5 protein-coding genes are annotated in these 6,274 nt (G+C 68.2%); 4 read left to right on the top strand and 1 reads right to left on the bottom strand.

Annotation, left to right across the window (positions count from 1 at the left end):
* The 4 genes from ACFOWZ_RS00465 to yjfF form a co-directional block, all read left to right on the top strand.
* Window positions 1-616: substrate-binding domain-containing protein (locus ACFOWZ_RS00465; protein WP_382367035.1), on the top strand; the 616-nt coding region annotated here is incomplete at its 5' end.
* 79 nt (window positions 617-695) lie between these two features.
* On the top strand, window positions 696-2,225 hold the full coding sequence (locus ACFOWZ_RS00460) for a sugar ABC transporter ATP-binding protein (RefSeq protein ID WP_382367033.1): 1,530 nt from the start codon (window positions 696-698) through the stop codon (window positions 2,223-2,225).
* The gene (locus ACFOWZ_RS00455; protein ID WP_382367032.1) at window positions 2,222-3,205 is read left to right on the top strand and encodes an ABC transporter permease; all 984 of its coding nucleotides are present in this window, start codon (window positions 2,222-2,224) and stop codon (window positions 3,203-3,205) included. The genes ACFOWZ_RS00460 and ACFOWZ_RS00455 overlap by 4 nt, the downstream gene beginning before the upstream one ends.
* Window positions 3,202-4,170, top strand: coding sequence for a galactofuranose ABC transporter, permease protein YjfF (gene yjfF / locus ACFOWZ_RS00450; RefSeq protein WP_382367030.1), 969 nt, complete (start codon window positions 3,202-3,204; stop codon window positions 4,168-4,170). Before ACFOWZ_RS00455 ends, yjfF begins: the two co-directional genes overlap by 4 nt.
* A 46-nt stretch (window positions 4,171-4,216) precedes the next feature.
* Here yjfF and ACFOWZ_RS00445 read toward each other — a convergent pair whose 3' ends face one another.
* Window positions 4,217-6,088, bottom strand: coding sequence for a S8 family serine peptidase (locus tag ACFOWZ_RS00445; RefSeq protein WP_382367028.1), 1,872 nt, complete (start codon window positions 6,086-6,088; stop codon window positions 4,217-4,219).
* Window positions 6,089-6,274: the final 186 nt, after the last annotated feature.

Genomic DNA, 6,274 nt, shown 5'->3' with positions numbered 1-6,274 from the left:
GGTCATCCTGACCGACCGCGCGATCGACTCCGACGACACGTCGCTGTACAAGACGTTCCTCGGCTCGGACTTCGTGGAGGAGGGCCGCAAGGCCGGTGACTGGATGGTCGCCAACGCCAACGGCCCCACCAACGTCGTCGAGCTGCAGGGCACCACCGGTGCCGCCCCGGCGATCGACCGCAAGAAGGGCTTCGAGGAGAAGATCGCCTCCAAGCCCGACATCAAGATCGTGGCGTCGCAGACCGGTGACTTCACCCGCTCGGGTGGCAAGCAGGTCATGGAGGCCTTCCTGAAGTCCCAGCCCAAGATCGACGTCGTCTACGCGCACAACGACGACATGGGCCTGGGCGCGATCGAGGCGATCAAGGCCGCGGGCAAGGTGCCCGGCAAGGACATCAAGATCATCACGGTGGACGCGGTCAAGGACGGCATGACCGCCCTGGCCAACGGCGAGATCAACTACATCGTCGAGTGCAACCCCCTGCTGGGCAAGCAGCTCATGGAGCTCGCCAAGAAGGTCGTCAAGGGCGAGGACGTCCCCGCACGGGTCGTCACCGAAGAAGGCGCCTTCAACCAGGAACAGGCCAAGGCCGCACTGCCGAACCGCCAGTACTGATCCCACCAAAGACTGCGGGACCCGTCACTCTCTCACGTTCCAGTGGCGGGTCCCGCACCCCAGCGACGAAGGCTCCCTCATGACCGAGTCACCGCCGCCCGTCGTCGAGATGCGAGGCATCAGCCTCGCATTTCCTGGCGTGAAGGCGTTGCAGGACGTCGACTTCCGGCTGTTCCCCGGCGAAGTGCACGCTCTGATGGGCGAGAACGGCGCCGGCAAGTCCACCCTGATCAAGACGCTCACCGGTGTGCACACGCCGGACAGCGGCACAGTGCAGCTCGCGGGTGACGCGGTCGCGTTCTCCTCCCCCGGCCAGGCGCAAGAAGCCGGGATCAGCACGGTGTACCAGGAGGTCAACCTCTGCGCGAACCTCACGGTCGCGGAGAACATCCTGCTGGGCCGCGAACCGCGCAAGTTCGGCGGCATCGACTTCCCCGCCATGCGCAAGCGCGCGGCCGAGGTGCTGTCGCGCATCGGTGTGCACATCGACCCCGCGTCCGTGCTCAGCACGCATCCCATTGCGGTGCAACAACTCGTCGCCATCGCCCGCGCCATCGCGGTCGACTGCCGGGTGCTCGTGCTCGACGAACCGACGTCCAGTTTGGACGCAGGGGAGGTCGCCGAGCTCTTCCGCATCATGCGCGTGCTGCGCGACGAAGGCGTCGCGATCCTGTTCGTCTCCCACTTCCTCGACCAGGTCTACGAGATCTCCGACCGGATGACGGTGCTGCGCAACGGAACCCTCGTCGGCGAGCACCTGACCTCGGAACTCGACCGGCGCGCGCTGGTCTCGAAGATGATCGGCCGCGAGCTCGGTGCGCTGGAGGCGATCGAGGAAGCCGCGGAGAAGCACCAGGCCGACGGCCCCGTGCTCGTGCGTGCGGAAGGCCTCGGCCGCCGTGGCGCGATCGCGCCGTTCGACCTCGACGTCCGCGCGGGCGAGGTGGTCGGGCTGGCCGGTCTGCTCGGCTCCGGTCGCACGGAACTCGCACGGCTGCTCTTCGGCGCCGACAAGGCCGACTCCGGTCAGTTGCTCGTCGACGGCAAGCCGCTGCACCTGCGCGGCCCGCGCTCGGCGATCGCCGCCGGCATCGCGTTCTGCTCGGAGGACCGCAAGGGCGAAGGCCTCGTCGCCGACCTCTCCATCCGTGACAACCTCGTGCTCGCCATGCAGGCCGCGCGCGGCTGGACGCGTCCGTTGTCCCGCCGCGTGAAGGACGAGCTCGTCGAGAAGTACCTGACGGCGCTGGACATCCGGCCTGCCAACCCGGACGCGCTCGTGCGCACGCTCTCCGGTGGCAACCAGCAGAAGGTGCTGCTGGCCCGCTGGCTCGTCACCGAACCACGACTGCTCATCCTGGACGAGCCGACCCGCGGCATCGACATCGGAGCCAAGGCCCAGATCCAGCACCTCGTCACGACCCTCGCCTCCGAGGGCACGGCGGTGCTGTTCATCTCGGCGGAGTTGGAGGAGGTCGTGCGCATCGCCGACCGGATCGTCGTGCTGCGCGACCGGCACAAGATCGCTGAGCTGGACAGCGGCGCGAGTCTCGACGAGGTCGTCGGCCTCATCGCGGGTGAACAGCTCCCGGAAGGGATGGCGTCGTGAAGAACCGCTTGCTCTGGCCGATCGTGGCGCTGGTCGCCCTGCTGCTGCTCAACCTCATCTTCACACCGTCGTTCTTCGCGTTGCGCATCCAGGACGGCCACCTCTACGGCGGCCTGGTCGACGTGCTCAAGAACGGCGCACCCACCCTCCTGATCGCGATCGGCATGACGCTGGTCATCGCCACCCGCGGCATCGACCTCTCCGTCGGCGCCGTCGCGGCCATCGCGGCCGCGGTGACGTGTGTCCACATCGGAACGTCACCGGACGTCGGCACCGCACTGGTGGGCATGGCGATCGCGCTGGTGCTCTGCGCGGTGCTGGGCCTGTGGAACGGTTTCCTGGTCGCAGGCCTCGGCATCCAGCCCATCATCGCCACCCTGGTCCTGATGACCGCGGGCCGCGGCATCGCCATGCTGGTGACCGAGGGCCAGATCATCACGGTGAACAACAACGCCTACCGCCAGGTCGGTGCCGGGTTCGTGGTGCTGCCGGTCTCGATCCTGATCAGCCTCGCGGTGCTGGGCCTGGTCGCGTTCACCACGCGCAAGACCGCACTCGGCATGCTGATCGAGTCGGTCGGCGTGAACCCCGAGGCCTCCCGCCTCGCCGGAGTCAAGTCCCGCACGATCATCTGGACCGTCTACGTGTTCGCCGCGGTCTGCGCGGGCATCGCCGGTCTGATGATCAGCTCGAACGTGAGCGCCGCCGACGCCAACAGCAACGGGTTGTGGATCGAGATGGACGCGATCCTCGCCGTCGTCATCGGCGGCACGTCGCTCGCGGGTGGCCGGTACTCACTCGCCGGCACGCTGCTCGGCTCCCTGATCATCCAGACCCTCACCACGACCGTCTACACGATCGGCGTGGCGGCGGAGGTCACGCTGGTGTTCAAGGCGGTCGTCGTCATCACCGTGTGCCTGATCCAGTCGCCGAAGGCCCGCGCCGCACTCAGCTTCCGGAAGGTGGCCGTCTCGTCATGACCGCTCTCACCACCCGGCTGCCGTCGCGGTTCCTGCCGGTCCTCGCGACCGTGGTGCTGTTCGTGATCACGTTCGGCGTCGGCTCTGTCCGCTACGAGGGGTTCGCGTCCGGTCAGGTCATCGCGAACCTGTTCATCGACAACGCCTTCCTCATCGTGCTCGCCGCCGGCATGACCTTCGTCATCCTCAGCGGCGGCATCGACCTGTCCGTCGGCTCCGTCGTCGCACTGTCCACAATGGTCACCGCAGCGGGCCTCCGCGCCGGCTGGCCGGTCCCGCTGGTCATCATCGCGGTGCTGGTGATCGGCTCGACGCTGGGCCTGCTGATGGGTCTGGTCATCCACAAGTTCGACATCCAGCCCTTCATCGTCACCCTCGCAGGCATGTTCCTCGCCCGCGGCCTCTGCTTCCTCATCAGCGTCGAGTCCGTGTCCATCAAGGACACCACGTTCCGCGACGTCGCCACCGCCGTCATCGAACTGCCCGGCGGCGTCACGATCACCTACAACGTGGTCATCGCGCTCGTCGTCGTGCTGGCGGCGCTGTTCGTCCTGCACCGCACCCGCTTCGGCCGCACGGTCTACGCGGTCGGCGGCAACGAGCAGTCGGCGATGCTGATGGGGCTCAAGACCGGTCGTACCAAGGTCGGCGTGTACGTGATCAGCGGCTTCTGCTCGGCGTTGGCCGGGCTGCTGTTCAGCCTGTACATGCTCTCCGGGTACGGCCTGCACGCGGTCGGCATGGAGCTCGACGCCATCGCGGCAGTGGTCATCGGTGGCACTCTGCTCGCGGGCGGGCTCGGGTACGTGCTCGGCAGCCTCGCCGGAGTGCTGGTGCTCGGCACGATCCAGACGCTGATCTCGTTCCAGGGCACGCTCAGCTCGTGGTGGACGAAGATCGTGATCGGCGCGCTGCTGCTGGTCTTCATCGCGGTCCAGCGCGGGATGATCCGCGACCGGCGCTGAGCCGGACCGCCCGGCTGGTCGCTGACCAGCCGGGCGGTACCCCCAGCTAGGAGGCCAGCGGGACGTCACCTCCGATGCCCCACTGGGTGGTGAACTGGCCGCGCACGTACCAGTTGCCTTCCCACGGACGCCACACGGCGAGATCGGTCACGCCGTCACCGTTGAAGTCGCCGGGCACCGGGATGTCGCCGCCGATCCCCCACTGGGTCGTGCTGATCCCACGCACGTACCAGTTGCCCTCGGACGGCCGCCACACGGCGAGATCCGCGACGGCGTCACCGTTGTAGTCGCCCACCACAGGGATGTCACCGCCGATCCCCCATTGCGTGGTGCTGATCCCACGGACGTACCAGTTGCCCTCGGACGGACGCCACACCGCGAGATCCGTGATGCCGTCACCGTTGTAGTCACCCGCCACGGGAACGTCGCCGCCGATGCCCCACTGCGTGGTGCTGATCCCGCGGACGTACCAGTTGCCCTCGGACGGACGCCACACCGCGAAGTCCGTTACGCCGTCGCCGTTGTAGTCGCCGGGCACCGGAATGTCGCCACCGATGCCCCACTGGACGGTGCCGATGCCGCGCACGTACCAGTTGCCTTCGGACGGACGCCACACGGCGAGATCGGTGACGCCGTCACCGTTGTAGTCGCCGGGCACCGGAATGTCACCGCCGATGCCCCACTGGGTCGTGCTGATCCCGCGCACGTACCAGTTGCCCTCTGACGGACGCCAGACTGTCAGATCCGTTGTCCCGTCACTGTTGTAGTCGCCTTCCGGGCCCCACCGGGTGAACAGCGAGTACAGCAGCAGGTTCGGCGACCCGGTGCCGGGACTGCCGACCACGCCGGGCGTGGCGTTGCGGACGATGGCGTCGTGCACGCGCTGGGCAGGGGCGGCGGGATGCCGTTGCAGGTACAGCGCGGCCACGCCCGCCACGTGCGGGGTCGCCATCGAGGTGCCGCTGATGTTGTTCGTCGCGGTGTCGCTCGTGTTCCACGACGACGTGATGCCGACACCGGGTGCGAACAGGTCGGTGCAGGTGCCGAAGTTCGAGAACGACGCCCTGGCGTCGTTCGTGCCGGTGGCGTTCACCGTCAGCGCCTGCGCGACCCTCGCGGGCGAGGTCTGGCACGCGTCGGTGTTGGAGTTGCCCGACGCCACCGCGTAGGTGATGCCCGACGCGATCGAGTTGCGGATCGCCGTGTCCAGCGGGTCGAACGCGCCACCGCCCAGGCTCATGTTCGCGACCGCCGGCCTGACCGCGTTGGCGGTCACCCAGTCCACTCCGCTGATCACGCCGGCGAAACTGCCGCTGCCGGAGCAGGTCAGCACCTTGACGGCGACGAGCCGCACCGCCTTGGCCACGCCGTACTCGTTGCCACCGATCGTGCCCGCCACGTGCGTGCCGTGACCGTTGCAGTCGGTGTCGTTGCCGTCCCCGGTGGTGTTGGTGCCCCAGCTCGCCCGTCCGCCGAACGTCGAGTGGGACACCCGGATGCCCGTGTCGATCACGTAGGCACGCACACCGGGTGCGGTGGGCCCGTAGTTGTACCGCTGGTCCAGCGGCAGGTTCCGCTGGTCGACGCGGTCCAGTCCCCAGGACGGCGGGTTCACCTGAACGGCGTCCGCCTTCACCACCGCGTCCTGGTACACCGCCGCCACACGGGGATCACGCGCCAACGACTTGGCGCTGGCCGCGGTGGCGTTGACCGCGAACCCCTGCAGCGCGTGCTGCCAGGACGCGGTCACCTTTCCGTTGTACTGCTTGGCGAGCGAGCCCGAGCTCGTCGCCGCCACACCGTTGCGGAGCACGACCACGTACTGGTCCGCGATCGCCTTCCCCGCCGGTGCGGCGATGACGACCCCGTCGGCCGCCGACGCCGTCGTGACACCGGTCGTCAGTCCGGCCGCGGCCACGAGGATCCCTACAAGCGCACGCCGTCTGGCGCGTCTGCCCGAGGTTTTCACAAACGCCCCTCTCATCCGAGACAAGCCTTGTGCAGGCGCACGATGCGCCCGCACAGGAGGTCGTCGCAGCGGAGGTTTCGCTACCGGAAAAGTGGGTATTGGATCCAAATGGCTCCGTCGGGACCACCCGGCTAC

Origin of the sequence: Lentzea rhizosphaerae (assembly GCF_042649515.1) — a bacterium.
GTDB classification, from domain to species: domain Bacteria; phylum Actinomycetota; class Actinomycetes; order Mycobacteriales; family Pseudonocardiaceae; genus Lentzea; species Lentzea aerocolonigenes.
The sequence above is the reverse complement of the archived record's forward strand: the minus strand, read 5'-3'. Positions and strand labels throughout refer to the sequence as shown.

What these genes read in the sequence shown, in the direction of transcription:
- ACFOWZ_RS00460 (WP_382367033.1), top strand. Translation starts at nt 696, where the DNA reads ATGACCGAGTCACCGCCGCCCGTCGTCGAGATGCGAGGCATCAGCCTC.
- yjfF (WP_382367030.1), top strand. Translation starts at nt 3,202, where the DNA reads ATGACCGCTCTCACCACCCGGCTGCCGTCGCGGTTCCTGCCGGTCCTC.